The following is a 25,410-nucleotide window of genomic DNA, read 5'->3' on the forward strand; positions in this document are numbered from 1 at the left end:
TCCCGCCCGACGAAGGGACGAGTCTCATGCCAATGAACAGTGGGTCAGGCGGCGCCGGAGGGTTCAAGAGACGGGCGATGCTCGGTGGCACGGTCGGGATGGCACTCGCCGCGGCCGGCCTGTCGGCGGGCAGCGCCTGGGGCGGCACGCCCTTCCACGAGGACCCGTTCACCCTGGGAGTCGCCTCCGGCGATCCCTGGCCCGACGGATTCGTGCTGTGGACCCGCCTCGCTCCCCAGCCCCTGGCTCCCGACGGCGCCGGAGGCATGCCGCCGTACTCCGTCGACGTCCAGTGGGAGGTCGCCCGCGACGAACACTTCCGGTCCGTCGTACGCCGGGGCCGCACCCGCGCGGTGCCCGAGCTCGCCCACTCCGTCCACGTCGAGATCTCCGGTCTCCAGCCGGGCCGACACTACTACTACCGCTTCCGCGCCGGCGGCGTGCACAGCCCCGTCGGCCGCACCCGCACCGCACCCCCGCCGCACAGCCGCCCCAAGGAGCTCGACTTCGCCTTCGTCTCCTGCCAGGCGTGGTTCGAAGGCTTCTACACGGCCTACCGGCACCTCGCCGAGGAGGACGTCGACCTGGTCCTGCATCTGGGCGACTACATCTACGAGAACGCCATCGACGCCATGGGCGGTGTGCGCAACGTCCCCGTCGCCGCCGAACTGCGCCCCGAGCCGATGGACCTCGTCCAGTACCGCAACCGCCACGCCCTGCACCGCTTCGACCCCGATCTCATCGCCGCCCACCGGGTCCACCCGTTCGCCGTCGTCTGGGACGACCACGAGGTCGAGGACAACTGGGCGCGCGACAAGTCCAAGGCCGACAACGAACCCGACCAGGACCCGGCGGTCTTCCGACAACGCGCCGCGGCGGCCTTCCAGGCGTACTACGAACACCTGCCGCTGCGACTGCCGAACAAACCGAACGGCTTCGAGGCCCGGATGTACCGCCGTCTGCGCTACGGCCGCATGGCCACGTTCCACATCCTCGACACGAGGCTCTTCCGCGACGACCAGCCCTGCGGCGACGGAACGAAGAGCGGCTGCGACGAACGGCTCGAACCCGGCCGTACGATCCTCGGCCCCGAACAGGAGCGGTGGCTCTACAACGGCCTCGGACGTTCCGACACGACCTGGAACATGATCTCCCAGCAGATTCCCGTGACGCAGGTCGACACCGACCCCGGCCCCGGCCAGGCCTTCGTGATGGACTTCTGGGACGGCTACGTGGACGCGCGCCGACGGCTGTTCAAGGAGATCACCGACCGCAGCGTGAGCAACCCCGTCGTACTCACCGGTGACATGCACCGCCACCTCGCCGCCGATCTCAAACAGGACTTCGACGACCCCGGATCGCCCACGCTCGGAGTCGAGTTCGTCGGCTCCTCCATCTCCACCACGAAGGACGGGATGGATCTGGACCCCTCCGGCGCCCGACTGCTCGCGGCCAACGAGCACATCAAGTTCACCAACTTCCAGCGCGGCTACGTGCGCTGCTCGCTGACCCCGGAGCGCTGCCGTGCGGACTTCCGGGTGCTTCCGTACGTCACCACCCCCGGAGCCCCCGTCTCGACCCGTACCTCGCTCGTGACCGAGGCGGGGCGGCCCGGGATCCAGTCCGCCTGAGACACACCGGTCGCCCCCTGCCGGGGGAGCGGCAGGGGGCGACCGTGCCGGGCCCGTCCCCGGCCCGGTGCCCCGGCCCCGGCCCCGGCGCCGCCCGGCCGGACGGCGACGGGGGACCGGGTCAGGGAGCGGTGCCCCAGACGAGGGTGCCGGCCGTGTAGACGGCGATCTTCGAGGCGTCGGCGTAGGTGGTGTTGGTGGCGTGGCTGTAGTCGTCGGTCTCGTCGAAGTTCGACCAGTCGCTCTTGTTGAGCCGCAGCTGGATCTCCCCGGTCGAGGCGCCCGCGGCCAGAGTGCCGCTGCCGAAGCCGACCTCCAGGTAGTGGCTGGCCCCCGGGGCCGCACTGCCCGAGGAGGACACGCCGTGGGTCACATTGCCGCAGCCGAGCACCGCGTAGTCGCACGCGGTGCCGAAGGTGCTCGCACCGGCCTCGGGCGTGAACCAGTACCGCACCTTCACCGTCGACAGATCCACCGCACCCGTCCCGGTGTTGACCAGCTGCAGCCCCATCCGGATCTGGTTGTCGGTGGCCGAGGAATCGGTGTTCTTGTACTGGACCTTGAGCGTGCCGCCGCCGGTGGAGCCGCCCTGGTCGGTCGTGGCCGAGACCGCCGCGGAGGCCGCCGAGACATTACCGGCCGCGTCCCGGGCCCTGACCGTGTAGCTGTACGTGGTCGAGGCCGTCAGACCCGTGTCCGTGTAGGAGGTCGCCGCGGAGGAGCCCACCCGGAGTCCCGCGCGGTAGACGTCGTACGCGGTCACACCGACGTTGTCGGTCGACGCCGTCCAGGACAGCGAGACACTGCCACTCGTCCTGCCCGTGACCTTCAGACCCGTGGGTGCGGTCGGCGCCTGGGTGTCGTCGCCACCGCCGCTGCCGCTCAGCGGCGGGTAGGCGTTGCGCACCAGTTCCTGGAACTGAGCGGAGAACCAGTGACCCGCGAGCGGGGAGTTCGGCAGGGCGCCGGTCAGGTTGTTGCCGTTGCGGCCGTTACCGGTGTACGTGGGGTCGCACATCCGGTCGAAGCCCTTGCCCTCGTCGTTGTCGACGGGCTGGCTGTTGCCGTCCGACTCGCCCGGCGGCTTCGCCCAGACATAGGCGTCGATGCCGGGTTCGGGGGCGCTGGTCGGCCGCTCGCCGATGCCCGCGCCGCTCTGGTTGCACCAGTTGCCCGCGTGGATGCGCCGGTCGACGCGGCCCTCGTTGACATAGTCGTCCACGCCGGTCAGCGGACCCGCACCGGTGGGCCGGGCGGAACCGCCCCAGCCGTTGCGGGCGGTGTCGATCAGCATGCCGATGCCGGAGGCGAATCCCTGGCTCACCAATTCCGTGCGCAGCGCCTGCGCGAAGGAGAGCTCGTCGACGTAGTAGTTCCAGTCAACCCACTTGGACTGGCGCACCGTGGTGCCGTTCACCGTGTCGGTGACCTTGAAGTACGGCTCCTTCAGCGCCGAGTAGTTGGCCGTGTTCACGATGAAGCCCTGGACGTCGGCGACCGTGGCGCCCTCCGATGTCGCGGCCTTCTTGAACTCCTGGGCCGCCGGGACGAAATTGGAGTCCCAGCCCAGCCAGCCGTGGTGGGCGGCGTCGATGTAGTTGTAGACGTTGGGAATGGCGCCGAGGGTGTGCAGGGCGTAGCCGACGCCCTTCTCGTAGTTGCCGTTCGCCTTCATCGTCGCGCACGCCTCGGTCGACCCGGCCGTGCCGCCGGCGTTGGTGACCAGGTTCGGCAGCGAGTCCGGCTCGATGACGGTGACGATGCGCAGGCTCGCGTAGGCCGGGTCGGCGAGGATCGCGGCGATCGGGTCGACGTACTCGGTCTTGTACCGGCCGAGCTCGGTGGGGCCGAGCTCACCGTTGGACGCCAGCGCGGCGCAGTCCCGCCCCGGCAGGTCGTAGACGACCACCTGGAAGAGGTTCGCGCCCTGATCCAGGGCCGTGTCGAGGTGTTCGCGCAGGCTCATCGCGTCGCCCGCGCCCTCGATGGCCGCGATGCGGTCCATCCAGACGAAGGAGGGCTCGTCGGCGATCACGCTGCCGCCCGGTTCGGCCGCCGCCTTGTCGGACCAGTCAGGGTTCACGTACGCGGTGGCGCCCACGTACGGGTTGTCGACCCGGGCTGCCGCCGACGCCGGCGAGGGTATGGCCACCGCCAGCGCCGCGCCCATCGACAGGGCGGAGAGTGCGGCCAGCTTTCGGCGTACTCCGTGCAGGGTGGTGCCTCTGATTCTCATTGCGGCTCCGTGCTCCTCTCGTACGTCTGCGGAGGTGCCCCGCAGACGGGTTCGTGGGGGTGTTGCGCGGGGCGGCGGCCCGGTCGGGGCGCGATGCCCGCCGCCAGGTCCACGGCGACGCGGACGGTGAGCCTCGGTGCGCCGGTCCCGGGGCGGCCGCTCAGGGCTCGACGCCCCAGGCAAGGGCGCCACCGAGGTACGCCGCGACCTTCGAGGCGTCGGCGTAGGCGGTGTTGGTGGCGTGGCTGTAGTCGTGCGGTCCGGCGAGGGCGCGCTCGCTCCGGTCGCCGACGAAGAGATCGAGACAGCCGTTGGTGCCGCCGTACTCGAAGAGGTCGGTGGTGGGCTGCGGAACGGTCTCCCACACCGACTCCTGTGCGCCGCGCTGGTAGGTGTTGATGAACGAAGGACCGGGGCCGGGGCCCGATTCCCCGCCGGTGCCCGGCTTGTTGCCGTAGCCGTGGGTGTTGTCCAGGGCCGCGGGCCCGGTCGGCGCGGCGACGGCGGCGCCCTGGGACAGGCTCATGGCGAGCAGACCACCTCCCAGGGCGCTGCTGAACGTTCTACGAGATATCGACACAAATCCTCCAGTGGCGGGTGTCGTGGGGGAGGGGTGGGGCGGAGGAGGGCGTGGCGCGGTGATGCGGAGCGGAGCCGGGCGGCGTGCGGGGCCCGATGCCGTGGGAAGGGTTCACCGTCGAGGTACGTGACGGCCGTTGTGTGCAAGTCTTGATTGTGGGAGCGCTCCCAAGGTGGCGTGGTGATGCGCACCTGTCAAGAGTCAAATCGCAACTGCTTTACGGGTTCGGCAACGTGAAGGCCCGGCGGGGGATCCGCCCCCGGCGTACGACCGCAGGTGGGGAAGGTGCGTCGGGGCCCGGTCCCTGTGTTGCGCCCGCGCGGGGACAGGTGCCCGTCACCGGACGACGGGTGAACCCTTCATGTGCGGGTGAATGGTGCAGATGCAGGGGTATGTGTGACCGTGGGACCGGCGGCGCGGCTCCTTGCCCGGCGCGGAGTTCCGGGATCACCTTGCGGGGGTCCCGAAGCGGGATCTCAGGGTGGCCGGGACGGACGGCTGAGACGCACCCGGCCCGAGCCCGGACCACTCTGCCCCCCGGGACACAGGAGACCCCCGATGCGCCTGCGCGCGAGTTCTGCCGTCGCTGCCCTGCTCACCCTGACCACCACGGTGCCTGCCGCGGCTGCCCGGTCCGAGGACCCGGCGTCGGACCGCGGCCTCTTCCTCACGGTCTCGGGCAGCGAGAACACCTGGATCCGTGGTGTCGCGCTGTCCTGCCCGCCCGCCCCGGACGCGCGCCACCCCCACGCGGCAACCGCCTGCGCGGCGCTCGTGGCGGTGTCCGGCGACCTGGACCGTCTGCCCGGCGACCCGCACCTGTGCACCAAGGAGTACGACCCGGTGACGGTCACGGCCACCGGAGCGTGGGACGGGCGCCCCGTCACCTGGCGGAAGACGTTCCCCAGCGCCTGTGAGGCGGACACGCTCACCGGGCCGGTCTTCCGCTTTTGACTCCGCTCGCCCCGAGCCGGGTGGGAGGCCCGGCTCAGGACTCGCGCGTCGCGGCCATTGCGAGGGTGATCAGACCGAGCACCACCCACCCGAACCAGAGCCAGCCGCTGCTGCCCAGCGCCACCGTGTAGCAGGTGACCACGACCAGGGCCACCACGGTGATCATTCCCATGGTCTTCGTGGATCCGGACATGCCCGCACCCTCCTCGTCGGCCACGCGGCCGTGGATGCCATCGTCACCCGGGAGGCATGCCCGCCGCTACTGCCCGCGCGCCTGCAACGAGGCGAGATAGGCGTTGTACGCCTGCAGCTCCTGGTCCCCGTCCCGGTCGGCCGCCCGGTCGGAGCGCTTCGCCGTCCGCTGCTCGGAGCGGTACCACTGGAAGACCAGCGCGATCAGTACCAGCACCGACGGGATCTCGCTGAAGGCCCAGGCGATGCCGCCCGCCCAGTTCTGATCGCTCAGCGCGTCGATGCCGAGCGAGGCCGGCGGATGCTTGTATGTCTCCACCATCGGCGTCGACGCCATCATGAGCGCGATGCCGAAGAAGGCGTGGAACGGCATCCCGGCGAACAGCTCCAGCATCCGCATGACATAGCCGGGCCGGTGCGGCCCCGGGTCGACGCCCATGATCGGCCAGAAGAACACCAGGCCGACCGCCAGGAAGTGCACCATCATCGCGATGTGCCCGGTCTTCGAACCCATCAGGAAGTCGAAGAGCGGGGTGAAGTACAGCGCGTACAGGCTGGCGATGAAGATCGGGATCGTGAAGACCGGATGCGTGATGACCCTCATGTAGCGGCTGTGCAGCAGCATGAGCAGCAGCTCGCGCGGGCCGGTCCGGCCACGCCCCGCGACCGGGAGCGCGCGCAGCGCCAGCGTCACCGGGGCGCCCAGCAGCAGCAGGATCGGTGACAGCATGCTGATCACCATGTGCTGCACCATGTGCACGCTGAACATGACCATGCCGTAGTCATTGAGCTTGGTGCACATGACCAGGGCTATGCTCAGCACGCCGACGACGAAGAAGACGGTCCGGCCGACCGGCCAGCTGTCCCCGCGCCCGCGCAGACGCAGCACGGCGTACCCGTACAGCCCGATGGCGAGGACGCAGCCGATGAGGAAGAACGGGTCCGCGGAGAACTGGAGCCCACGTCCCAGCGTGAACGGCGGCATATCCATGTTCATGCCGTGCCCGCTGTGATCCATCTGTTCACTCCCGCTGGGGACATCCCCGTTTCGCGCCGGTTGTCCCGACCAGAGTAGAACCGCCCCCGGCCGCAGCTGCGACCGGGGGCGGTTCGTGGGACGGGGTGTCGCTCAGAGCACGCACTCCGCCTCGGCGTACCGCTCGGCCGGGACCGTCTTCAGGGTCTCCACGGCCTCGCCCAGCGGCACCATCGCGATGTCCGTCCCGCGCAGCGCCGTCATCATGCCGAACTCACCGCGGTGCGCGGCCTCCACCGCGTGCCAGCCGAAGCGGGTGGCGAGTACACGGTCGTACGCGGTCGGGGTGCCGCCGCGCTGCACATGGCCGAGGATCACCGGGCGGGCCTCCTTGCCGAGGCGCTGCTCCAGCTCGGTGGAGAGCTGCGTCGCCACGCCGGCGAAGCGCTCGTGACCGTAGATGTCCTTGGTGCCCTGCTCGAACTGCATGGAGCCCTCGCGCGGCTTGGCGCCCTCGGCGACGACGACGATCGCGAACTTCTTGCCGGCCGAGAATCGCCTGCCGACCACCTCGGTCAGTTCGTCGATGTCGAAGGGGCGCTCCGGCACGACGATGGCGTGCGCACCGGCGGCCATGCCCGAGTGCAGGGCGATCCAGCCGGTGTGGCGGCCCATGACCTCGACGATCAGCACCCGCTGGTGCGATTCGGCGGTCGTCTTCAGCCGGTCGAGTGCCTCGGTGGCGACGCCGACGGCGGTGTCGAAGCCGAAGGTCACATCGGTGGAGGCGATGTCGTTGTCGATCGTCTTCGGCACCCCGACGATCGGCAGGCCCGCCTCGGAGAGCAGATTGGCCGCCTTCAGCGTGCCCTCGCCGCCGATCGGGATGATCACGTCGAGACCGAGGTCGGCGACATGGCCCCTGGCCTGTTCGACGCCGCCCCGCAGATGGGCGGGCTGGACCCGGGAGGAGCCGAGGATCGTACCGCCGCGGGCGAGGATGCCGCCGACCGCGTCGAGGTCGAGCTTGCGGTAGTCGCAGTCGAGGAGCCCCTTCCACCCGTCGTGGAAGCCGATGACCTCGTCGCCGTGGTCGACCACCGCGCGATGGACGACGGAGCGGATGACGGCGTTGAGGCCGGGGCAGTCGCCGCCGGAGGTGAGCACACCAATTCGCATTGCCCGGGAAACCTTTGCAACGTGGGCCGACGACCGGACCACGTCGTCCGGTTGGTTCCCCGCCACCCTACCGGCGCAGGGTGGCGGGACCGAACCGGCCGTCCGCCTGCTGGACGCCGCTCAGCTGAGCATCAGGCGGGCTGGGTAGCCGAGGCGATGCGCTCGGAGCGCAGTGCCTCGTACCAGCGGTCGTCCGTCGGGGGCAGTGCGTTGACATCGAGCGCCAGCTTCAGCAGCAGATCCGCGATCAGCGGGTTGCGTGCCATCACGGGCCCGTGCATGTACGTGCCGAAGACGGTGTCGTTGTACGCGCCCTCGGTGCCGTCGCCGGTGCCGTTGCCCCGGCCGAACTGCACCCGGGCGAACGGCCGTGCCGTCGGGCCGAGATGGGTGATGCCCTGGTGGTTCTCGAAACCGGTCAGCGGCGGCAGGCCGAGGTGCGGGTCGATGTCGGCCAGTACGTCACCGACGCACCGGGCCCCTTCGCCACGGGTGGAGACCACGTCGAGCAGCCCGAGACCGGGCTCGCGCTCCCCGAGGTCGTTGATGAACTCGTGGCCGAGGATCTGGTACCCGGCGCAGACCGAGAAGATGATCGCGCCGTTGGACGCGGCCCGGCTGAGCCCGCCGTCGCGGCGCAGCCGCTCCGCGGCGAGACGCTGCGGCCGGTCCTCACCGCCGCCGATCAGATAGATGTCGCCGGACGTCGGCACCGGCTGGTCGCTGCGGACGTCGACGCGCTGAACGTCGAGACCGCGCTGCCGGGCCCGGCGCTCCACCACGAGCGCGTTGCCCTGGTCGCCGTAGGTGCTGAGCAGGTCGGGGTAGACCCAGACCAGACGCAGACCGTTGTTGCTCATGCTTCGTCCTCTCCGGAGGTGGCCGGGGCCGGGTTCAGTTGCCGACACGACGGCGCAGGTCCTGGAAGGCGGTGTAGTTGGCGATGACCTCGATACGGCCGGGCGGTGCCTGCTGAACGGCCTCGTCGAGGTTCTCGCAGACGCGGAAGTCGAGACCGGCCACTTCGAGACGGACCGCGAGATCCAGCTTGCGGTCACCGAGCACGAAGATCGGGTGACCGGCCAGCTGGGTGTAGTCCACGTCCCACAGCCACGACGTGTCCGTGCCGTCGGCGCCACGGGCGTTGACGGAGAGGATCACCGGGGTGGGCGGCGGGTCGATCAGGGAGAACGTCTCCAGCCAGCCCGCCGGGTTCTTCGCCAGCAGCAGCCGCAGCTCACGGCCGAGGAATCCGACCACGTCGTAGCGGCCCGCGACGGCCTGCACCTGATACATGCGCTCCAGCGCCACCTGCGGCGGCACACCGAAGACGGCGGCCACGGCGGCGGAGCTGGTGGCGTTGGCCTTGTTGGCGCGGCCGGGCAGCTGGAGATGGATCGGCCACGCCGAGCCGTGCGGGTCCAGCACGTAGTCGCCGTGCAGCACCCAGCTGGGGGCGGGGCGACGGAATCCGCACTCGCCGCAGAACCAGTCGTCGCCGGGGCGCTGCATCACACCGCCGCAGGACGGGCAGGACCAGGCGTCGTCCTTCCACGCCTGGCCGGCCGCCACCCACACCACATTGGGGGAGGAGGACGCCGCCCACACGATCAGCGGATCGTCGGCGTTCGCGACGATCACGGCCTTCGAGCCGGACAGCCCCTCACGCCACTTCTCCGCGAGCATCCGGGTCTCCGCGGCGCGGTCCAGCTGGTCGCGGGAGAGGTTGAGCAGCGCGATCACCTTCGGCGTCGTGTCGCGTGCGACCCCGGCGAGATACTTCTCGTCGACCTCTATGACGCCGTACTTCGCGTCCGAGCCGCCCGCCAGTGCCGAGGTGATGCCCGCCGGCATGTTCGCGCCGAGCGCGTTCGACACGACCGGGCCCGCGGCCCGCAGCGCCTCGGCGATCAGCCGCGTCGTCGTCGTCTTGCCGTTCGTCGCCGACACGAGGATCACGTCCAGGTGCTGCGCCAGCCGCCCCAGCAGGTCGGGGTCGAGCTTGAGCGCCACCCGGCCGCCGATCACCGATCCGCTGCCGCGCCCCGCGGCGCGCGACACCGCCGCCGCGGCCTTACCCGCCGTCACGGCCAGCTTGGCCCGCGGCGACAACGGCTCCGTGTTGCCTGCCATCGTCCTAGATCCTCCTTGCATCGGTCCACGCCCAGCCTATCGATGTCCGGCACGGTGACCGCACGGCGGCACCGTCGGGAACGCGGAGGTCACGTGGAACGTACGATTGCCGCCATGCGAAACCGCCCGATCCCCGGCAGTTCCGGACTGATTCGTGCCATGAGTCTGCTCGGTGATCCGGTCCTGCACGATGTCTGCGAACCCGTCACGGACTTCGGTCCCTCGCTCGCACGCCTCGTCGAGGACATGTACGCCACCATGTACGCGGCCCAGGGGGTCGGGCTCGCGGCCAATCAGGTCGGCGTTCCGCTGCGGGTGTTCGTCTACGACTGTCCGGACGACGACGACGTCCGGCATCTCGGACATCTCGTCAATCCGAAGCTGGTCGAGGCGGACGGCATCACCGTGCGCGGCCCGGAGGGCTGTCTCTCGCTGCCCGGCATCGAGGCCGGTACCCCGCGCTTCGACCGCGCCGTCGTCGAGGGCGTGAACGTGGCGGGCGAGCCGGTGCGGGTCACCGGGACCGGCTTCTTCGCCCGTTGCCTGCAGCACGAGTGCGACCACCTCGAAGGCACGGTCTACACGGACCGGCTGACCGGGCTGCGCCGGGCGAGAGCTCTGCGCGCGGTCCGCCGGGCGCCCTGGGCTCCCGGTCGCTGACCGCACGCCCGCTCAGAACCCGGGGCCCCCGGGCCGGTCGCCCGCGGCGGCCAGCCTGCCCCACAGTAGATCCGCCAGACTGCGCACCAACTGCTCGCGCGAACAAGGGCGTTCACCCAGCCACCAGTCACCCGCGGCATGCATCATGCCGACGATGCCATGGCCCCAGATGCGGGCCATCGCCTCGCTGTCGGGACCCAGGTCCACCCGCTCGGCGATCACCAGGGCGAGCTCCTCGCCGAGCCGCCGCAGCAGCGGCGCGGAGTGCCGGCCGACATCGAAGCCCTGCTCGGTCGAGGGGGCCGAGTCGTCGGACGGGTGCATCAGGAAGCGGTAGACCTGAGGTCGGGCCTCGATCGCCGCGAGATAGGTGTCGAGCGTGGACTCCACGCGTCTGCGGCGCTCGGCGGGGGCGTCGAGCGCGGCCCGCAGGGCGATCAGGAGGGCGTCGGTGTGGCGCTTGGCCAGAGCGCGGTAGAGGCCGCCCTTGTCGCCGAAGTGCCGGTAGAGAATGGGCTTGGTGATTCCGGCCTCCGCCGCGATGGCGTTCATCGAGGCCCCCGGCCCGTCCCTGAGCACCACGCGGTCGGCAGCCTCCAGCAGCTCGCGGCGGCGGGTCTCGGCCGCTGTCCGCTGCCGCTCGGCCTGTCGTGTGGTCTCCATGTCGCCCTCTCCCCGCCCCTGCCGTGCACATTGCGTCCTGCCTGCGCAACGTAACACCCTGCCCTGTGGTGTGCGGATCGGCACCCGGGCGGTTGACAGGGGCTACTTGTCGGTAACAGACTGCGGTTACCGCAAGTAACGAGTGGTTTTTTCAGGGCAGTACGTGGAGGGGAACATGGCCGAGTTCACGCTCGAACTCAACGACGACCAGAAGCAGGTCCGTGACTGGCTTCACGGCTTCGCCGCGGATGTGATCCGTCCGGCGGCCTCTGAGTGGGACGAGCGTGAGGAGACACCCTGGCCCGTCATCCAGGAGGCGGCCAAGGTCGGCATCTACTCCCTCGACTTCTACGCCCAGCAGTTCTTCGACCCGACAGGCCTCGGCATCCCGATGGCGATGGAGGAGCTCTTCTGGGGCGACGCGGGCATCGCCCTGTCGATCGTCGGTACGGGCCTGGCGGCCGTGGGCGTCCTCGCCAACGGCACCGAGGAGCAGATCGGCACCTGGATCCCGCAGATGTACGGCGACGCGGACGATGTCAAGGTCGCGGCCTTCTGCTCCTCCGAGCCGGATGCGGGCTCCGACGTCGCCTCGATGCGCACCCGCGCGGTGTACGACCAGGCGAGGGACGAGTGGGTGCTGAACGGCACGAAGACCTGGGCGACCAACGGCGGCATCGCCAACGTCCATGTCGTGGTCGCCGTGGTGGACCCCGAGCTCGGCTCCAAGGGGCACGCCTCGTTCATCGTGCCGCCGAACACCCCCGGCCTCTCTCAGGGGCAGAAGTTCAAGAAGCACGGCATCCGTGCCTCGCACACCGCCGAGGTGGTCCTGGAGGACGTCCGGGTTCCCGGTCACTGCCTGCTCGGCGGCAAGGAGAAGCTCGACCAGCGCCTGGCGCGAGCCCGTGAGCGCGCCGCGTCCGGTGGCGAGCGGGTGAAGAACGCGGCGATGGCCACCTTCGAGGCATCCCGCCCCGCGGTCGGCGCCATGGCGGTCGGTACCGCCCGTGCGGCGTACGAGGTCGCGCTGGACTACGCGAAGACCCGCACCCAGTTCGGTCGGCCGATCATCGACAACCAGGGCGTCGCCTTCCAGCTCGCCGACATGCGCACCCGGATCGACGCGGCCCGGCTGCTGGTCTGGCGCGCCTCCTGGATGGCGACCACCGGCAAGCCGTTCACCTCGGCCGAGGGCTCCATGTCCAAGCTGTACGCGAGCGAGACGGCGAAGAAGGTCACCGCGCAGGCCGTCCAGATCCTCGGGGGCAACGGCTTCACCCGTGAGTACCCGGTGGAGCGGATGCACCGCGACGCGGCGATCTACACGATCTTCGAGGGCACGAGCGAGATCCAGCGCCTGGTCATCGCCCGCACCCTCTCGGGCATGCCGATCCGTTAGTGCTGTGACCGGAAGGGTTCACCTTCCGGCCGCGGCACTGGCGCGGGGCGGTGGTGTGCACCGTTCATGCTCGCGCCGCCCGCGCCCCGGCACCGGCTGTCCTCGCTCGCCGGACAGGCCGAAAGTCCAGCCCGTCCGGCGATCGGGCGCGAAGCGGCCGTCCGGCACCGAGGACGGCAACGGTCAGGCGGGCAGCTGGGACTCGATGGCGGCGATGAGCTCCGGGTCCTCCGGCTCCGTGCGCGGGCGCAGTCGCGCGACGGGCTCACCCGTCGGCGAGATGAGGAACTTCTCGAAGTTCCACTGGACGTCACCGGCCTCGCCGTCCTCGTCCGCGAGGCCGGTCAGCTCGGCGTACAACGGGTGGCGCCCCTCCCCGTTGACGTCGGTCTTCTCCAGCAGCGGGAAGCTGACACCGTACGTCGTCGAGCAGAACGTCCGGATCTCCTCCGGCGTCCCCGGCTCCTGCCCCGCGAACTGGTTGCACGGCACGCCGAGAACGGTGAAGCCGCGGTCCTCGTACGCGTTCTGGAGCCGTTCCAGGCCGGCGTACTGCGGGGTGAGTCCGCACTTCGACGCGACGTTCACCAACAGGACCGCCCGGCCGCGATAGTCGGCCAGGGAGGTGGGCTCGCCGGTGAGCGTGCGCAGGGGAATGTCGTACAGCGCCATGAGGTCTCCTCGTAGTCGGGCTTCCAGGGTCATTGTCCCGCCCGCGCGCACCGTCGATCCCGAGGGGCGGTCCCGAGCGCCGGTACGAGTGAGGCCATCGAACTCCTGTGCCTCGCCCAGGAGATCCAGGCCCTCGCGGGCCCGGGAGCATCCTGCCGGTGAGGGGGATGTCGCCGTCTATGAACGCGAGGGCATCGGCGTGGCCCGGCCCGCCGCGCGATCGGATCTCTCCGGCGCGGATCCGACCGCCTTGCAGTAGAGGGTCGTCGGCTTCAGGACCCCCGCCGGATCGGCGGCGTAGCCCGGAATCGATCCGCACTCCGTCCAGTCCGCCGAACGGTAGAGCCGTTCGGCGGGGCTGCCGCTCTCGGTGTCCAGCACCAGCAGCGTGATCCCCGACTCCGCGGCCGACTGTTCGGCGGCGGCGAGCAGCGACCGGCCCACCCCCTGGCCGCGGGCCGACGGACGGACCATCAGCTTGGCCACCTCGGCGCGGTGGCGGGCGTTCGGCAGCGGAGCCCGGACCAGGCCGATGGTTCCGGTCACCCGTTCCGCGTCCCGGGCGATCCACACCCGGAGGTGTCCGGCGTCGACGGCCCCGGCCCTCTCCCGCCACCAGGCGGCGGCCGTGTCGCGCTCCAGCGGAGCGAGGAAGCCCACCGACGATCCGCCGTTCACGGTCTCCACCAGCAGGGCGGCCAACTCGTCGGCGTAGGTGATCAGTTCGGGTCCGGAGACCGGGACGATCTCGATCATGAAGCGAGTCCTCTCGCGGCGTTCACGGCGTTCATGGTTCTTGCGGTTCTCATGGCAGGACGATCACCAGTGCGTAGCGGACCTGCTCCGGTCCCGGGCAGTGGAAGTGAGAAGGGCCGGCCAGTCGGAAGCGCAGACAGTCACCGCTGCGCACGGTGTGCGTGATGCCGTCGACGGTGATCTCGACAGTCCCCTCCAGTACCCAGACGTGCTGCTCCACGCCGGGCACGGGTGCGTTCTCGTACGCGATGGCGGCCCCCGCGCCGAGCGTGCCCTCGATGATCTCCGCGCGCAGGCCGGTGTGCGGAGGCGAGACCGAGCGGCGTACGAAGCCTGCCGCCTCGTCCCGCCACACCGGTTGCCGCGCGGCGGGAACGAGTTGCGCTGGTTCCGCCTCCACTTCCCTCAGCAGCCGGGACATGGTCCGCTCGTAGACCGTGCACAACGTGCCGAGCAGAGCGGCGGTCGGGCTCAACTCGCCCCGTTCCAGCCGGGACAGTGTGGAGCGGCTCACCCCGCTGCGCCGGGACAGCTCGTCCAGCGACCAGCCGCGTTCGGTACGCAGTTCGCCCAGCCGCGCGGCGAGCCGGGCGTCGACGGAGCCGGGCTCCGCCGCACCAGATTCTCTCATAATGGAGAGGATATCCCTGATTGGAGAATTCCTGTCAGGGGGACGGCCGGACGTGGTCGTTCTGCTGACCCGGTACGGACGTGCCACGCTGGTGCGGAGACGCTCGGGCGGGCCCACTCGGGTCCGCCGGATCGCTCTGCTACCCGAGGAGGCCGAAATGGCCAGTACCAGCAGCGGGCCGAGTGTGGCGCGTGACACGGTCCCGAGTTCGCACCATCCTTTCCGATACGGATGGACCGCTTTCGCCGGAATTCTGATGATCTTCGGCGGGGCGATGGCGATCTTCGAAGGGATCGCCGCCATCGGCAGAGACAGAGTGTTCCTCGCCACGCACACCTACGTGTTCCGGTTCAGCCTCACCGGCTGGGGCTGGATCCACCTCGTTCTGGGCATCGTCATCCTCCTCGCCGGCTGTGCGCTGTTCACCGGGGCCGAGTGGGCACGCGTCGTCGGCATCGTGCTGGCGGGCCTGGGCGCACTCGCCAACTTCGTATGGCTGCCCTTCTACCCGTTGTGGTCGATCGTGCTCATCGCGATCAATGTCTTCATCCTCTGGGCGCTGTGCGCGAGTCCGCAGGAGAAGAAGGCGGTCTGAGGCCGCGCCCGACCTGCCGTCGTCGATGCCCCGGCCCGCCACACCTTCGACAAGTTGCTCAGGTACGTCACGGGTGACTCAGCAGGACCGACGGGCCGGCTCCCGTCCTGTCGGCCCCCGTACCGAAGAGCGCACGCCCGCGCGCTCCCGCGACATCGTCGTCCTTCACCCGCCCGGCGGCGCGGGACCGGCAGGATCCGAGCCAGGGGACGCGTCGACACGAGGAGGACGCTCCGGCGGCCGGAATCCGGGCCCGCCCGGCAGGCAGACCGGGCGCGACGACCGGCCGTGGCGGCGCGGGACAGGAGAGGCAAAGCCTGCGCCGATCGCCCATCGGGGCGACCCGCTGTCCGTCCGATGGCACACCCGGGCCCGCGCCCACCCGCGTCCCTGACCGAGATGCGTTCCGGCCCACCCGCTGGTGCAATGGCGGAGGCCGTGGTCTGCGGCGGACCCGGGACAGTCGAGATGCTGAGGAGCGGGTGTGAGCGGCGAGAGCGACGAGACGGGACCGATCGACTACCTGGTGGTCGAGTTTCCGGCGGGCAGACGGATGACGGGAGAAGGACTGCCGATGCTGGTCGACCTCGTCGACCGGGGCATCATCCGCATCCTGGATCTGACCTTCGTCAGGAAGAACCAGGACGGCACGGTCGACGGAGTGGAGCTCTCCGAACTGACCGGGGACGGCGGCGACGCACTCACCGTGTTCCAAGGGGCGTCCTCGGGCCTGCTCGGCCAGGAGGACATCGACGAGGCGAGCGCGATCCTCGAACCCGGCAGCGCGGCCGGAATCCTCATCTACGAGAACGTGTGGGCGGGACCGTTCGCGGCCGCCCTGCGCCGCTCCGGAGGCCGAGTGGTCGCCGACGGCCGTATCCCGATCCAGGAGGTCCTGGCCTCGCTCGACGCGGCCGAGGCCAGGGCCTGAGCCGTCCGCGGTCCCGTCGGACCGACCGTCCCCGCGCGGCTCGGCCGGGTCGACCGTTCCCGTGGAGCCAGTCAAAGGAGATGCACCATGCCAGGCCTTCTTCGCGGTGTCGCCCGTACAGCGGTGATCGCCGGAACAGCCACCTCGGTCTCCAACCGGGTCTCCCGGCGACAGGCGGGCCGCTGGGCGCAGCAGGACGCCGTGCGGTCGCAGGCCCGGCCCGCCCCCGCAGCGCCCCCGTCCCCCGTGCCCACGTCCCTCGCGCAGGAGGACGAGATGAGCAACAAGATCGCTCAGCTCAAGGTGCTGGGTGACCTCAAGAGCCAAGGAGTGCTGAGCGACAGCGAGTTCGAGGCCCAGAAGGCCAGAGTCCTCGCCCCCTGACCGGTCGGGCCGCAGGACCGGGGCCGCGTCCGGCTCACTTCTGCCCGTCGTCCCACGGAGTGCCCAGCCAGCTGTCGAAGGTGCGGATCAGCGCCGTCAGCGCGGCTGCGAGCCGCTGGTCGACCCATGGCGCGTGGACGTGGATCTCGTCGCCGTCCGACCAGAACTCCGGTGGGATCTCCTCGCGGGCCCGCCAGATGATGCGCCGCGGCCCGCGCGCCACATCGCCGCCGCCGCTCAGGACACTGCCCACGCCGATGGCCACCTGGACGGGGAACAGCAGCCACCACACGTACCACCAGAAGATCCGTCCCTTGAGGCCGACGGCCTCGGGGCGACCGGGCTGGGCGACCGTCCAGCGGGTCCGCAGCCCCTTGCCGCAGAGGGCCTTCTCACGGACAAGTGTGCCGATGAGTTCGCCCTGCGCGCCCCACACCTGGTACGTGGTGACGCCGTCGGCCGCGGACGCGGTGGACAAGGTGGCCAGCCTGGTCCGGCGCTCCGGATCGGCCCACAGGACGAAGGAACGCGCACCCGTCTTGCGGGCCGCGAGGTACGCCGGTATCCCGCCGGGCGGCAGTTCGCGCTCCACATGGGCGACCACCCGGGACTCGCCACCGACTTCGTCGGCGAACCTGACGACATGACCGATGGGATCGACCGCGTCCGGAACGCCTTGCGGTTCCGCCTTCCTGTCCTTCTTCGGCCGGGGGACCGACTCCAGTGTCAGCACGCTGCTCACCCGTGAACTCCTCCGTCGTGTGCCGTTCGGAAGTCGCACGGTAGACGGGCGTCCTGCGAAGATCGATCCGTGGACTCTGCCGAACCCCTCCCCGGATCCGGGATCGATCCCCTGCCCGACGACGGCCCGGCCGACCGCACCACCCGTCGGCGGGTGGTGCGCTGCCGCATGTGCGGCCGCCCGCTCACCGGCACGGATTCACGCCGCACCGGCCTCGGCCCCGCCTGCGACGCCAAACTGCACCCGGCGCCCCCGGACATCCGCACCCGCCGCCACGAGGTCGAGCAGGACCCGCTCCCCGGCATCTGAGCCTCCGCGCGGCTACGCGCCCAGGCGGCGGAACAGCCCCTCCTGAACCACGGAGACCAGCAGATTTCCCCCGCGGTCGTAGATCCGGCCGCGCGCCAGCCCCCGTCCGCCCGTGGCGACCGGCGACTCCTGGTCGTAGAGGAACCATTCGTCGGCCCGGAACGGCCGGTGGAACCACATCGCGTGGTCCAGCGACGCCATGTCGAAGCCGCGCGGACCCCAGAGCGGCTCCACCGGGATGCGGACCGCGTCGAGGAGCGTCATGTCGCTGGCGTAGGTCAGGGCGCAGGTGTGCACGAGCGGGTCGTCGCCCAGCGGGCCGACCGCGCGCATCCAGACGGCGCTGCGCGGGTCCGCGCCCTTGACCTCCTCCTCCGTCCAGCGCAGTCGGTCGGCGTACCGGATGTCGAAGGGCTGCCGACGGGCCATCCTCTCCAGCGCCTCCGGGAGCGACCCGAGGTGCTCGCGCACCTCCTCGGCGACGGTCGGCAGCTCCTCGGGGTCGGGGACCTCGCGGGCGGGCGGCAGTTGGTGCTCGAAGCCCGCCTCCTCCGGCCGGTGGAAGGACGCCGTCAGATTGAAGATCGTCCGGCCCTGCTGGACGGCCGTGACCCGGCGGGTGGTGAACGACCGGCCGTCCCGGATGCGCTCGACCTCGTAGACGATCGGTACACCCGGCCGGCCCGGACGAAGGAAGTAGGCGTGCAGCGAATGCACCGGCCGGTCCCCGTCGGTGGTACGGCCGGCTGCCACCAGGGCCTGTCCGGCGACCTGCCCGCCGAAGACCCGCTGCAGGGACTCCTGGGGGCTGCGGCCACGGAATATGTTGACCTCGATCCGCTCCAGGTCGAGCAGATCGACCAGGCGCTCGGCCGGGTTCGTCATGCGGTTCGTCTCCACTCTCGCAGCGGCGCCGCCCCCACGGCGTACGCCCTCACAGCTGACCGACGGAGGTGACGCGGACCACGGCCCGGCCCTCCTCGTCGGACGCGGCCAGATCGACCTCCGCGCTGATGCCCCAGTCGTGGTCGCCGTTCGGGTCGGCGAAGGTCTGCCGGACCCGCCACAGACCGTGCGCGGCGTCCTCGTCGATCTTCAGCAGCTTCGGCCCGCGGGCATCCGGACCCGTGCCCAGATCGTCGTACTCGTCCCAGTAGGCGTCCATCGCATCGCCCCAGGCGTCCTCGTCCCAGCCCGCGTCGCCGTCCAGCTCGCCGAGTTCACCGACCTTGTCCAGTGCGGCCAGCTCCACCCGGCGGAACATCGCGTTGCGTACCAGCACCCGGAAGGCGCGGGCGTTGGCCGTGACCGGCTTGACCTCGTCGGCCCGCTCCTGCGCCTCCTCGGCGGTCTCCACCTCCGGGTTGGCGAGCTGCTCCCATTCGTCGAGCAGGCTGGAGTCCACCTGGCGGACCATCTCGCCGAGCCAGGCGATCAGGTCCTGGAGGTCCTCGGACTTGATGTCGTCCGGGATGGTGTGTTCCAGGGCCTTGTACGCGCTCGCGAGATAGCGCAGCACGATTCCCTCGGTGCGGGCCAGCTCGTAGTGGGAGGTGAACTCCGTGAACGTCATGGCGCGTTCGTACATGTCACGGATCACGGACTTCGGCGACACCGGATGGTCGCCCACCCACGGGTGGCTCCTGCGGTACACGTCGTACGCGTGCCACAGCAGCTCGCTCAGCGGCTTCGGGTACGTGACGTCCTGGAGCAGCTCCATGCGCTCCTCGTACTCGACGCCGTCGGCCTTCATCTGCCCGACCGCTTCGCCGCGCGCCTTGTTCTGCTGGGCGGCGAGGATCTGCCGCGGGTCGTCGAGCGTCGACTCGACGACGGAGACCATGTCCAGCGCGTACGAGGGGGAGTCGGGGTCCAGCAGGTCGAACGCGGCCAACGCGAAGGTGGACAACGGCTGGTTGAGCGCGAAGTCCTGCTGGAGATCGACGGTGAGCCGGACGATCCGGCCCTCCGCGTCCGGCTCGTCGAGCTGCTCCACGACACCGCCGTCCAGCAGTGAGCGGTAGATCGCGATGGCCCGGCGGATGTGACGCAGCTGTGCCCTGCGCGGTTCGTGGTTGTCCTCCAGCAGGCGCCGCATCGCCTCGAAGGCGTTGCCGGGACGCGCGATCACGGACAGCAACATCGTGTGCGTGACGCGGAAGCGGGAATTCAGCGGCTCCGGATCGGACTGGATCAGCTTGTCGAAGGTGGTCTCCGACCAGGCGACGAAGCCCTCGGGGGCCTTCTTGCGGACCACCTTGCGCTTCTTCTTGGGGTCGTCGCCCGCCTTCTTGACGGCCTTCTCGTTCTCGATGACGTGCTCGGGCGCCTGCGCCACGACGAAGCCCGCCGTGTCGAATCCGGCCCGGCCCGCGCGGCCCGCGATCTGGTGGAACTCCCGGGCGCGCAGCGTGCGGACGCGATTGCCGTCGTACTTGGTGAGCGCGGTGAACAGCACGGTGCGGATGGGTACGTTGACACCGACACCGAGGGTGTCCGTACCGCAGATCACCTTCAGCAGACCCGCCTGGGCCAGTTTCTCCACCAGACGCCGGTACTTCGGCAGCATGCCCGCGTGGTGCACCCCGATACCGTGGCGCACGTAGCGGGAGAGGTTCTGGCCGAACCTGGTGGTGAAGCGGAAGTTGCCGATCAGATCGGCGATCTTCTCCTTCTCCTCCTTGGTGCACATGTTGATGCTCATCAGCGACTGTGCCCGCTCGACGGCCGCGGCCTGGGTGAAGTGCACGATGTACACCGGCGACTGCCTGGTCTCCAGCAGCTCGGTGAGGGTCTCGGTGATCGGGGTCAGCCGGTACTCGTAACTGAGCGGCACCGGCCGGGTCGCGGAGCGCACCACGGACGTGGGGCGGCCGGTGCGGCGGGTCAGGTCCTCCTCGAACATCCTGACGTCGCCGAGCGTCGCCGACATCAGGACGAACTGGGCCTGCGGCAGCTCCAGGAGCGGGATCTGCCAGGCCCAGCCGCGGTCCGGCTCGGCGTAGAAATGGAACTCGTCCATCACGACCTGGCCGATGTCGGCGTACTTCCCGTCACGCAGCGCGATGGAGGCCAGCACCTCGGCCGTGCAGCAGATCACCGGGGCATCGGCGTTGACGGAGGCGTCGCCGGTGAGCATGCCGACGTTCTCCGTACCGAACAGCTTGCACAGGTCGAAGAACTTCTCCGAGACCAGTGCCTTGATCGGCGCGGTGTAGAAGGTGACCTTGTCCTGGGCCAGCGCCGTGAAGTGCGCAGCGGCCGCGACCAGGCTCTTCCCGGAGCCGGTCGGGGTGGAAAGGATCACATTCGCGCCGGAGACCACCTCGATCAGCGCCTCCTCCTGAGCGGGGTAGAGGGTGATGCCCCGTGTCTCGGTCCAGGACGAGAAAGCCTCGAAGAGGGCGTCGGGGTCGTCGGTCGGGGGCAGCTGATCGATAAGGGTCACGCCCCCATCTTGCCTGCCTTCCGTCCGGATGAGGGAACCGGACGACCGCACGAAGATCACGGACGATACGCTGCCCACTCAACTCGGCCGTGCCTGGGCGGCAATGGCGGCAGGACGACTTTGGGGGCGGGAAGAACCATGATGGGACCGGCACATTCTCTGTCAGGGGCGGCGGCCTGGCTGGGGGTGGGCGCGGCGGCGGCGGCCGCCGGCCACGCGATGCCGTGGCCCGTCCTGGTCGTCGGCGCCCTGATCACCGCCGGGGCGGCGCTCGCACCGGACCTCGACCACAAGTCCGCCACGATCTCGCGCGCCTTCGGGCCGGTCTCCAGGGGGCTCTGCGAGATCGTCGACAAGCTTTCGCACGCGGTCTACAAGGCGACCCGGGGGTCCGGCGATCCGCGCCGCAACGGCGGTCACCGGACGCTGACCCACACCTGGCTCTGGGCGGTCCTGATCGGTGCCGGGGCCTCCGGCGCGGCGATCACCGGTGGTCGGTGGGCGGTTCTGGCGATCCTCTTCGTCCACCTGGTGCTCGCTGTCGAAGGGCTGCTGTGGCGGGCCGCCCGGATGTCCAGCGATGTCCTGGTGTGGCTGCTCGGCGCGACCAGCGCCTGGATACTGGCGGGTGTCCTGGACAAGCCGGGCAACGGCTCGGACTGGCTGTTCAGCGCCCCGGGCCAGGAGTATCTGTGGCTCGGGCTGCCGATCGTGCTCGGGGCGCTCGTCCACGACATCGGTGACGCGCTGACCGTCTCCGGTTGCCCGATCCTGTGGCCCATACCGCTGGGCCGCAAGCGCTGGTACCCGATCGGGCCGCCGAAGGGCATGCGGTTCAGGGCCGGCAGCTGGGTGGAGCTGAAGGTGCTGATGCCCGCCTTCATGGTGCTCGGGGGACTGGGCGGAGCGGCGGCGCTGAACTTCATCTGACCGCCGCGTCCGGCACCCGGTGCGCTCAGGCGGACTCGCGCGGTACCAGCCGGTGGGCCAGGACGATCTCCCTGGCCGCCCCCGCGCCGTCCCCGTCGAGGCGGTCGACCAGCAGCTGTGCGGCCGAACGCCCGATCTCGCGGGCCGGGTTGAGCACGGTGGTGAGCGCGGGGGAGACCAGTGAGGCCGCCTCGATGTCGTCGTACCCGGTGATCGCCACGTCGTGCGGCACGCGCAGCCCGGCGGCCCGTGCCGTGTCCAGTGCGCCGATCGCGATCAGGTCGTTGGCGCACACCACGGCGTCCGGGCGCTGCGCCGCGTTCAGCACGGCCGCGGCCCCGGCTCGCCCGCCCTCGCGGGTGAAGCCGGTCCAGACGACGAGCTCGTCCGTGACCGGCAGCCCGGCCGATTCCAGGGCCTTGCGGTAGCCCGTGAACCGCTCGCCGCCCGGCTCCACCCCCGGTGTGCCGCCGATGAACGCGATCCGCCGGTAGCCGCGGCCCACCAGATGGCTGACCAGGTCGTGCATTCCCTCGGTCTCGGCGGCCCTGACCACATCGCCGAGCGCCGGCTCCAGCCGCCCTCCGAGCCGCACGAGCTTGGATCCCGACGCCACGACGCGGTCCAGGTCGCGCTTGGTGGCGCCGTACCGGCCGATCACGATGCCGTCGATGCGGCGCGCCACCAGCTGCCGGATCACCGCGGGCAGGTGCGGGCCGTCCATGGGGGCCTCGCAGACCACCGTCAGGTACTCGTGGGCCAGGGCGATCTCCTGCATGCCCGCGGCGATCGAGGTGTTGAACGGGTTGGTGATGTCCGGGACGACCAGCCCCAGGGTGCGGGTGCGCTGGGTGCGCAGGCCGCGCGCCGACGGGTCGGCCTGGTAACCGAGGCGCTGTATGACGTCCTCGACCCGGGCGCGGGTGGTGGCCGACACGGGGCGTCGGCCGCTCAGCACATGGGAGACCGTGGTGACGCTGACGCCCGCCTCGGACGCGACATCCACGATCTTGACCCGGCTCCCGCCCTGCACCATCGGCCTCCCGCTGTCGTCCAGGAATGTTGTCCTGGTGTTCGAGGTCACTCTATCCATTGTGCAAAACGTTTTGTATGGTGCTTGCGATCGCGCCGCGCATGCGCCGTGTCAGGGATGCAAAACGTTTTGGAGGCTTGATGTCCATCGCAGGCCGGAGAGCCGTATGACGAGCTCTCCAAGCCGCAGAACCGTGCTCGGTGCCGCGCTCGGCGCGGCGTCGGCCGCGGTCCTGGCGGGTTGCTCGGGCGGTCGTCCGGCGGACGGCAGAACAGCGGTACGGTTCCTCGGCCCGGAGACCCCCGAGACGTTCCGGGCGGTCATCCGAGGCTTCGAGCGGGCCAATCCCGACCTGCGGATCGACTACACCCCCGTACCGCCGGACCAACTCGGTGACGTCCTCCAGCTGCGGCTCTCCGCGAAGGACGACGCGATCGACGTGTACGCCGTCGACCAGCCCCGCGTACCGGCACTCAGCGCGCGCGGCTTCCTCACCGACCTCACTCCGATCGCCGACCGGGCCAGGGCCGCCGTCACCCACGAGCAGTACGGGGTCAGCTCCTGGCAGGGCAGGCTCCGCTCGCTGCCGATCTGGACGTCCACCCAGTACCTCTTCTACAACGCGGACCTGCTGACCAGGGCCGGCGCACCCCTGCCCGGAGCGGCCCCCGCCGACCGCTGGAGCTGGGAGCGGACCAAGAGCGTCGGCCGCCGCACCATGGAACGGGCCGGTGCCGACCACGCCCTGCTGCTGGAACAGACCGACCTCTACTACGGGCTCCAGCCGCTCGTCGAGTCCCTGCACGGCGGCTCGGGCATCACCGGCGAGGACATGCTCACCCCCGCCGTCACCACCCGGGGCTGGATCGACGCCCTCGACTGGTACCGGACGCTCTTCGCCGACGGTTCCTCACCCCGCGGCATCCCCTCCTATCAGCTCTCCTCGCTCTTCACCTCCGGCCGGGTGCCGTTCTTCGTCGGCGGCCCCTGGAACCTCGGCGCCTTCGCCGGACTGAAGGACTTCACCTGGGGCACCGCGCCGCAGCCGAAGTTCGCCGAGGGACGTGCCGTCACCCCCACCGACTCCTGGTCCTGGGGAGTGAACCCGTACGCCCAACACCCCGACGCGGCGCTGCGGTTCATGGAGTACGCCGCGCTCACCACCGGCGGCAGCCTGCAAACCGTCGAGGCGTCCCCGCTCATCCCGTCCAACCGCGCGGCCTTCGAGCGCTACGCGGCGGACCTGGAGCACAAGGCCACCAGGAGCACCGCAGGCGTGGCCACGATCATGCGGTACGAACTCGCGCACACCGCCGTCAGCCGGCCTCGCAGCATCGGCTACACCCAGTTCGAGACCGTCATGGGCTCCGCCTTCTCCGACATCCGCAACGGCTCGGCCGTGGAACCCCGGCTGGTCAAGGCATCCGGGGAACTGGTGCGTACCTGGGAGCGACTGCGATGACCACCACGGCCCCACGGCCCCAGAAGCGCTCCCCGCGCCGCCGCCCCGCCTCGCAGGGCCGGACCGCCCTGTACTTCCTGGCACCCGCGCTGCTCGCCCTCGTCGTACTGCGACTGCTGCCCGCCGCGATGGCGGTCATCAGCAGCCTGCGCCACCACAGCCTCGTCGACGACGCCACCACCTTCGTCGGCTTCGACAACTACGCGGACCTCTTCGCCGACAGCCAGTTCTGGCAGAGCGTCCGCGTCACGCTGCTGTTCAGCCTGGTCATCAACCCGCTCCAGGTGCTCATCGCACTCGGCCTCGCCGTCCTGCTGAACCGCCGCTTCGCGGGCGTCCGCTTCTGGCGGTCGCTGGTCTTCGCACCCATCGCCGTACCGCCGGCCGTCTCCGCGGTCATCTGGGGCATCCTCTACCGCCCCGAAGGGCCGCTCAACGCCGTCCTCGGCACGATGGGCATTCCGCCACAGCCCTTTCTCACCAGCTCGCAACAGGCGCTCTTCGCCGTCATCGTGCTGATGTCCTGGGTCGGCGTCGGCTACTGGATGATGTTCCTGATCGCCGGACTCCAGGACATCCCGCAGGAGTGCTACGACGCGGCCGCGGTCGACGGCGCCACCGCCTGGCAGCGGTTCGTCCATGTCACACTGCCGCTGCTGCGCCGCCCGATCGCCTTCGTCCTGGTCGCCGACACCGTCGCCAACTTCCTGGTGTTCGCCCCGGTGCAACTGCTGACCCGCGGCGGTCCCGACGGCTCGACCGATCTCATGATGTACGACGTGTTCCGCCGCGCCTACAGCGTCGGCGACATCAATTTCGCCCAGGCCGAAGTGGTGGTGCTCGTCGCCATCACCCTCGCGGTCGTGGCCGTCCAGTTCCGGATGATGCGGGGCAAGGGCGAGGAGTGAACC

At 70.4% G+C, this 25,410-nt stretch carries 25 protein-coding genes and 1 pseudogene; 11 read left to right on the top strand and 15 right to left on the bottom strand.

The genetic code is table 11. The annotated features are described in order from the left end of the window. Positions 1-32: 32 nt before the first annotated feature. Positions 33-1,631, top strand: coding sequence for an alkaline phosphatase D family protein (locus ACIOHC_RS20630; protein WP_351085192.1), 1,599 nt, complete (start codon positions 33-35; stop codon positions 1,629-1,631). 121 nt (positions 1,632-1,752) lie between these two features. On the opposite strand, the gene ACIOHC_RS20635 is transcribed toward ACIOHC_RS20630, so the two are convergent. Together ACIOHC_RS20635 and ACIOHC_RS20640 are read right to left on the bottom strand one after the other, a co-directional pair. Continuing rightward, complete coding sequence (locus ACIOHC_RS20635) at positions 1,753-3,867, bottom strand: glycoside hydrolase family 6 protein (protein WP_401843416.1); 2,115 nt, start codon at positions 3,865-3,867, stop codon at positions 1,753-1,755. A gap of 199 nt (positions 3,868-4,066) precedes the next feature. After that, positions 4,067-4,342: pseudogene (locus tag ACIOHC_RS20640) on the bottom strand (glycoside hydrolase family 48 protein); the annotation flags it as partial. A 663-nt stretch (positions 4,343-5,005) separates the two neighbouring features. Between ACIOHC_RS20640 and ACIOHC_RS20645 the strand changes: the two are divergent. Then, positions 5,006-5,401, top strand: a complete 396-nt coding sequence (locus tag ACIOHC_RS20645; protein WP_351084819.1) for an SSI family serine proteinase inhibitor — start codon at positions 5,006-5,008, stop codon at positions 5,399-5,401. Between the two features lie 34 nt (positions 5,402-5,435). Here the strand turns inward: ACIOHC_RS20645 and ACIOHC_RS20650 are convergent, their stop codons facing one another. The 5 genes from ACIOHC_RS20650 to ACIOHC_RS20670 all read right to left on the bottom strand — a co-directional run bounded on the left by ACIOHC_RS20650 (position 5,436) and on the right by ACIOHC_RS20670 (position 9,881). After that, on the bottom strand, positions 5,436-5,594 hold the full coding sequence (locus tag ACIOHC_RS20650) for a hypothetical protein (protein ID WP_351084817.1): 159 nt from the start codon (positions 5,592-5,594) through the stop codon (positions 5,436-5,438). 66 nt (positions 5,595-5,660) lie between these two features. Then, the gene (locus ACIOHC_RS20655; protein ID WP_351084815.1) at positions 5,661-6,611 is read right to left on the bottom strand and encodes a cytochrome c oxidase assembly protein; all 951 of its coding nucleotides are present in this window, start codon (positions 6,609-6,611) and stop codon (positions 5,661-5,663) included. A gap of 111 nt (positions 6,612-6,722) precedes the next feature. Continuing rightward, complete coding sequence (locus ACIOHC_RS20660; protein WP_351084812.1) at positions 6,723-7,748, bottom strand: 6-phosphofructokinase; 1,026 nt, start codon at positions 7,746-7,748, stop codon at positions 6,723-6,725. A gap of 131 nt (positions 7,749-7,879) precedes the next feature. Further along, positions 7,880-8,608, bottom strand: coding sequence for a glutamine amidotransferase (locus ACIOHC_RS20665; RefSeq protein WP_351084809.1), 729 nt, complete (start codon positions 8,606-8,608; stop codon positions 7,880-7,882). A gap of 34 nt (positions 8,609-8,642) precedes the next feature. Continuing rightward, entirely contained in the window at positions 8,643-9,881 is a 1,239-nt protein-coding gene (locus ACIOHC_RS20670) for a MurT ligase domain-containing protein (RefSeq protein WP_351084807.1), read from the bottom strand. Between the two features lie 114 nt (positions 9,882-9,995). On the opposite strand from ACIOHC_RS20670, the gene def reads away from it, so the two are divergent. Next, positions 9,996-10,541 (top strand): peptide deformylase, encoded by a 546-nt coding sequence (def, locus tag ACIOHC_RS20675; RefSeq protein WP_351084805.1) that lies wholly within the window; start codon positions 9,996-9,998, stop codon positions 10,539-10,541. Positions 10,542-10,553: 12 nt separating this feature from the next. Here the strand turns inward: def and ACIOHC_RS20680 are convergent, their stop codons facing one another. Beyond that, positions 10,554-11,204, bottom strand: coding sequence for a TetR family transcriptional regulator (locus tag ACIOHC_RS20680; protein WP_351084803.1), 651 nt, complete (start codon positions 11,202-11,204; stop codon positions 10,554-10,556). A 175-nt stretch (positions 11,205-11,379) separates the two neighbouring features. On the opposite strand from ACIOHC_RS20680, the gene ACIOHC_RS20685 reads away from it, so the two are divergent. Beyond that, positions 11,380-12,606 carry an acyl-CoA dehydrogenase family protein gene (locus tag ACIOHC_RS20685; RefSeq protein WP_351084801.1) on the top strand — a complete coding sequence of 409 codons (1,227 nt, stop codon included), beginning with the start codon at positions 11,380-11,382 and terminating at the stop codon, positions 12,604-12,606. 183 nt (positions 12,607-12,789) lie between these two features. Here ACIOHC_RS20685 and ACIOHC_RS20690 read toward each other — a convergent pair whose 3' ends face one another. The 3 genes from ACIOHC_RS20690 to ACIOHC_RS20700 all read right to left on the bottom strand — a co-directional run bounded on the left by ACIOHC_RS20690 (position 12,790) and on the right by ACIOHC_RS20700 (position 14,665). After that, entirely contained in the window at positions 12,790-13,278 is a 489-nt protein-coding gene (locus ACIOHC_RS20690) for a glutathione peroxidase (protein WP_351084799.1), read from the bottom strand. Between the two features lie 177 nt (positions 13,279-13,455). Then, positions 13,456-14,034: a GNAT family N-acetyltransferase gene (locus ACIOHC_RS20695; RefSeq protein ID WP_401843420.1), complete on the bottom strand. Its 579-nt coding sequence runs from the start codon at positions 14,032-14,034 to the stop codon at positions 13,456-13,458. A 49-nt stretch (positions 14,035-14,083) separates the two neighbouring features. After that, complete coding sequence (locus ACIOHC_RS20700; RefSeq protein WP_351084794.1) at positions 14,084-14,665, bottom strand: XRE family transcriptional regulator; 582 nt, start codon at positions 14,663-14,665, stop codon at positions 14,084-14,086. 157 nt (positions 14,666-14,822) lie between these two features. On the opposite strand from ACIOHC_RS20700, the gene ACIOHC_RS20705 reads away from it, so the two are divergent. The 3 genes from ACIOHC_RS20705 (at position 14,823) to ACIOHC_RS20715 (ending at position 16,575) form a co-directional block, all read left to right on the top strand. Next, positions 14,823-15,260, top strand: coding sequence for a hypothetical protein (locus ACIOHC_RS20705; RefSeq protein WP_365694102.1), 438 nt, complete (start codon positions 14,823-14,825; stop codon positions 15,258-15,260). 553 nt (positions 15,261-15,813) lie between these two features. Then, entirely contained in the window at positions 15,814-16,191 is a 378-nt protein-coding gene (locus ACIOHC_RS20710; protein ID WP_376275429.1) for a DUF6325 family protein, read from the top strand. Positions 16,192-16,278: 87 nt separating this feature from the next. Then, positions 16,279-16,575, top strand: a complete 297-nt coding sequence (locus ACIOHC_RS20715) for an SHOCT domain-containing protein (RefSeq protein WP_351084788.1) — start codon at positions 16,279-16,281, stop codon at positions 16,573-16,575. A gap of 34 nt (positions 16,576-16,609) precedes the next feature. Here the strand turns inward: ACIOHC_RS20715 and ACIOHC_RS20720 are convergent, their stop codons facing one another. Then, positions 16,610-17,317 (bottom strand): hypothetical protein, encoded by a 708-nt coding sequence (locus tag ACIOHC_RS20720; RefSeq protein ID WP_365694100.1) that lies wholly within the window; start codon positions 17,315-17,317, stop codon positions 16,610-16,612. A gap of 69 nt (positions 17,318-17,386) precedes the next feature. On the opposite strand from ACIOHC_RS20720, the gene ACIOHC_RS20725 reads away from it, so the two are divergent. Then, on the top strand, positions 17,387-17,626 hold the full coding sequence (locus tag ACIOHC_RS20725; protein WP_376221074.1) for a DUF6011 domain-containing protein: 240 nt from the start codon (positions 17,387-17,389) through the stop codon (positions 17,624-17,626). Between the two features lie 12 nt (positions 17,627-17,638). On the opposite strand, the gene ACIOHC_RS20730 is transcribed toward ACIOHC_RS20725, so the two are convergent. Together ACIOHC_RS20730 and ACIOHC_RS20735 are read right to left on the bottom strand one after the other, a co-directional pair. After that, complete coding sequence (locus tag ACIOHC_RS20730) at positions 17,639-18,511, bottom strand: acyl-CoA thioesterase II (protein WP_351084784.1); 873 nt, start codon at positions 18,509-18,511, stop codon at positions 17,639-17,641. 49 nt (positions 18,512-18,560) lie between these two features. Then, on the bottom strand, positions 18,561-21,134 hold the full coding sequence (locus ACIOHC_RS20735; RefSeq protein WP_351084782.1) for a DUF3516 domain-containing protein: 2,574 nt from the start codon (positions 21,132-21,134) through the stop codon (positions 18,561-18,563). 78 nt (positions 21,135-21,212) lie between these two features. Here ACIOHC_RS20735 and ACIOHC_RS20740 point away from each other — a divergent pair, with 78 nt between their 5' ends. Beyond that, a complete protein-coding gene (locus tag ACIOHC_RS20740) occupies positions 21,213-22,004 on the top strand; it encodes a metal-dependent hydrolase (protein WP_351084779.1) in 792 nt (263 codons plus the stop codon). A gap of 25 nt (positions 22,005-22,029) precedes the next feature. Here the strand turns inward: ACIOHC_RS20740 and ACIOHC_RS20745 are convergent, their stop codons facing one another. Next, a complete protein-coding gene (locus ACIOHC_RS20745; RefSeq protein ID WP_351084776.1) occupies positions 22,030-23,088 on the bottom strand; it encodes a LacI family DNA-binding transcriptional regulator in 1,059 nt (352 codons plus the stop codon). A gap of 115 nt (positions 23,089-23,203) precedes the next feature. On the opposite strand from ACIOHC_RS20745, the gene ACIOHC_RS20750 reads away from it, so the two are divergent. Together ACIOHC_RS20750 and ACIOHC_RS20755 are read left to right on the top strand one after the other, a co-directional pair. After that, positions 23,204-24,499, top strand: coding sequence for an extracellular solute-binding protein (locus ACIOHC_RS20750; protein WP_351084774.1), 1,296 nt, complete (start codon positions 23,204-23,206; stop codon positions 24,497-24,499). Further along, on the top strand, positions 24,496-25,407 hold the full coding sequence (locus tag ACIOHC_RS20755) for a sugar ABC transporter permease (protein ID WP_365694096.1): 912 nt from the start codon (positions 24,496-24,498) through the stop codon (positions 25,405-25,407). Before ACIOHC_RS20750 ends, ACIOHC_RS20755 begins: the two co-directional genes overlap by 4 nt. The last annotated feature ends 3 nt before the right edge of the window (positions 25,408-25,410 follow it).

The sequence above is a fragment of the Streptomyces sp. NPDC088252 genome (assembly GCF_044740965.1).
Lineage (GTDB): Bacteria > Actinomycetota > Actinomycetes > Streptomycetales > Streptomycetaceae > Streptomyces.

What these genes read in the sequence shown, in the direction of transcription:
- ACIOHC_RS20630 (WP_351085192.1), top strand. Translation starts at nt 33, where the DNA reads ATGAACAGTGGGTCAGGCGGCGCCGGAGGGTTCAAGAGACGGGCGATG.
- ACIOHC_RS20635 (WP_401843416.1), bottom strand. Translation starts at nt 3,867, where the DNA reads ATGAGAATCAGAGGCACCACCCTGCACGGAGTACGCCGAAAGCTGGCC.
- ACIOHC_RS20645 (WP_351084819.1), top strand. Translation starts at nt 5,006, where the DNA reads ATGCGCCTGCGCGCGAGTTCTGCCGTCGCTGCCCTGCTCACCCTGACC.
- ACIOHC_RS20650 (WP_351084817.1), bottom strand. Translation starts at nt 5,594, where the DNA reads ATGTCCGGATCCACGAAGACCATGGGAATGATCACCGTGGTGGCCCTG.
- ACIOHC_RS20655 (WP_351084815.1), bottom strand. Translation starts at nt 6,611, where the DNA reads ATGGATCACAGCGGGCACGGCATGAACATGGATATGCCGCCGTTCACG.
- ACIOHC_RS20660 (WP_351084812.1), bottom strand. Translation starts at nt 7,748, where the DNA reads ATGCGAATTGGTGTGCTCACCTCCGGCGGCGACTGCCCCGGCCTCAAC.
- ACIOHC_RS20665 (WP_351084809.1), bottom strand. Translation starts at nt 8,608, where the DNA reads ATGAGCAACAACGGTCTGCGTCTGGTCTGGGTCTACCCCGACCTGCTC.
- ACIOHC_RS20670 (WP_351084807.1), bottom strand. Translation starts at nt 9,881, where the DNA reads ATGGCAGGCAACACGGAGCCGTTGTCGCCGCGGGCCAAGCTGGCCGTG.
- def (WP_351084805.1), top strand. Translation starts at nt 9,996, where the DNA reads ATGCGAAACCGCCCGATCCCCGGCAGTTCCGGACTGATTCGTGCCATG.
- ACIOHC_RS20680 (WP_351084803.1), bottom strand. Translation starts at nt 11,204, where the DNA reads ATGGAGACCACACGACAGGCCGAGCGGCAGCGGACAGCGGCCGAGACC.
- ACIOHC_RS20685 (WP_351084801.1), top strand. Translation starts at nt 11,380, where the DNA reads ATGGCCGAGTTCACGCTCGAACTCAACGACGACCAGAAGCAGGTCCGT.
- ACIOHC_RS20690 (WP_351084799.1), bottom strand. Translation starts at nt 13,278, where the DNA reads ATGGCGCTGTACGACATTCCCCTGCGCACGCTCACCGGCGAGCCCACC.
- ACIOHC_RS20695 (WP_401843420.1), bottom strand. Translation starts at nt 14,034, where the DNA reads ATGATCGAGATCGTCCCGGTCTCCGGACCCGAACTGATCACCTACGCC.
- ACIOHC_RS20700 (WP_351084794.1), bottom strand. Translation starts at nt 14,665, where the DNA reads ATGAGAGAATCTGGTGCGGCGGAGCCCGGCTCCGTCGACGCCCGGCTC.
- ACIOHC_RS20705 (WP_365694102.1), top strand. Translation starts at nt 14,823, where the DNA reads ATGGCCAGTACCAGCAGCGGGCCGAGTGTGGCGCGTGACACGGTCCCG.
- ACIOHC_RS20710 (WP_376275429.1), top strand. Translation starts at nt 15,814, where the DNA reads ATGACGGGAGAAGGACTGCCGATGCTGGTCGACCTCGTCGACCGGGGC.
- ACIOHC_RS20715 (WP_351084788.1), top strand. Translation starts at nt 16,279, where the DNA reads ATGCCAGGCCTTCTTCGCGGTGTCGCCCGTACAGCGGTGATCGCCGGA.
- ACIOHC_RS20730 (WP_351084784.1), bottom strand. Translation starts at nt 18,511, where the DNA reads ATGACGAACCCGGCCGAGCGCCTGGTCGATCTGCTCGACCTGGAGCGG.
- ACIOHC_RS20740 (WP_351084779.1), top strand. Translation starts at nt 21,213, where the DNA reads ATGATGGGACCGGCACATTCTCTGTCAGGGGCGGCGGCCTGGCTGGGG.
- ACIOHC_RS20750 (WP_351084774.1), top strand. Translation starts at nt 23,204, where the DNA reads ATGACGAGCTCTCCAAGCCGCAGAACCGTGCTCGGTGCCGCGCTCGGC.
- ACIOHC_RS20755 (WP_365694096.1), top strand. Translation starts at nt 24,496, where the DNA reads ATGACCACCACGGCCCCACGGCCCCAGAAGCGCTCCCCGCGCCGCCGC.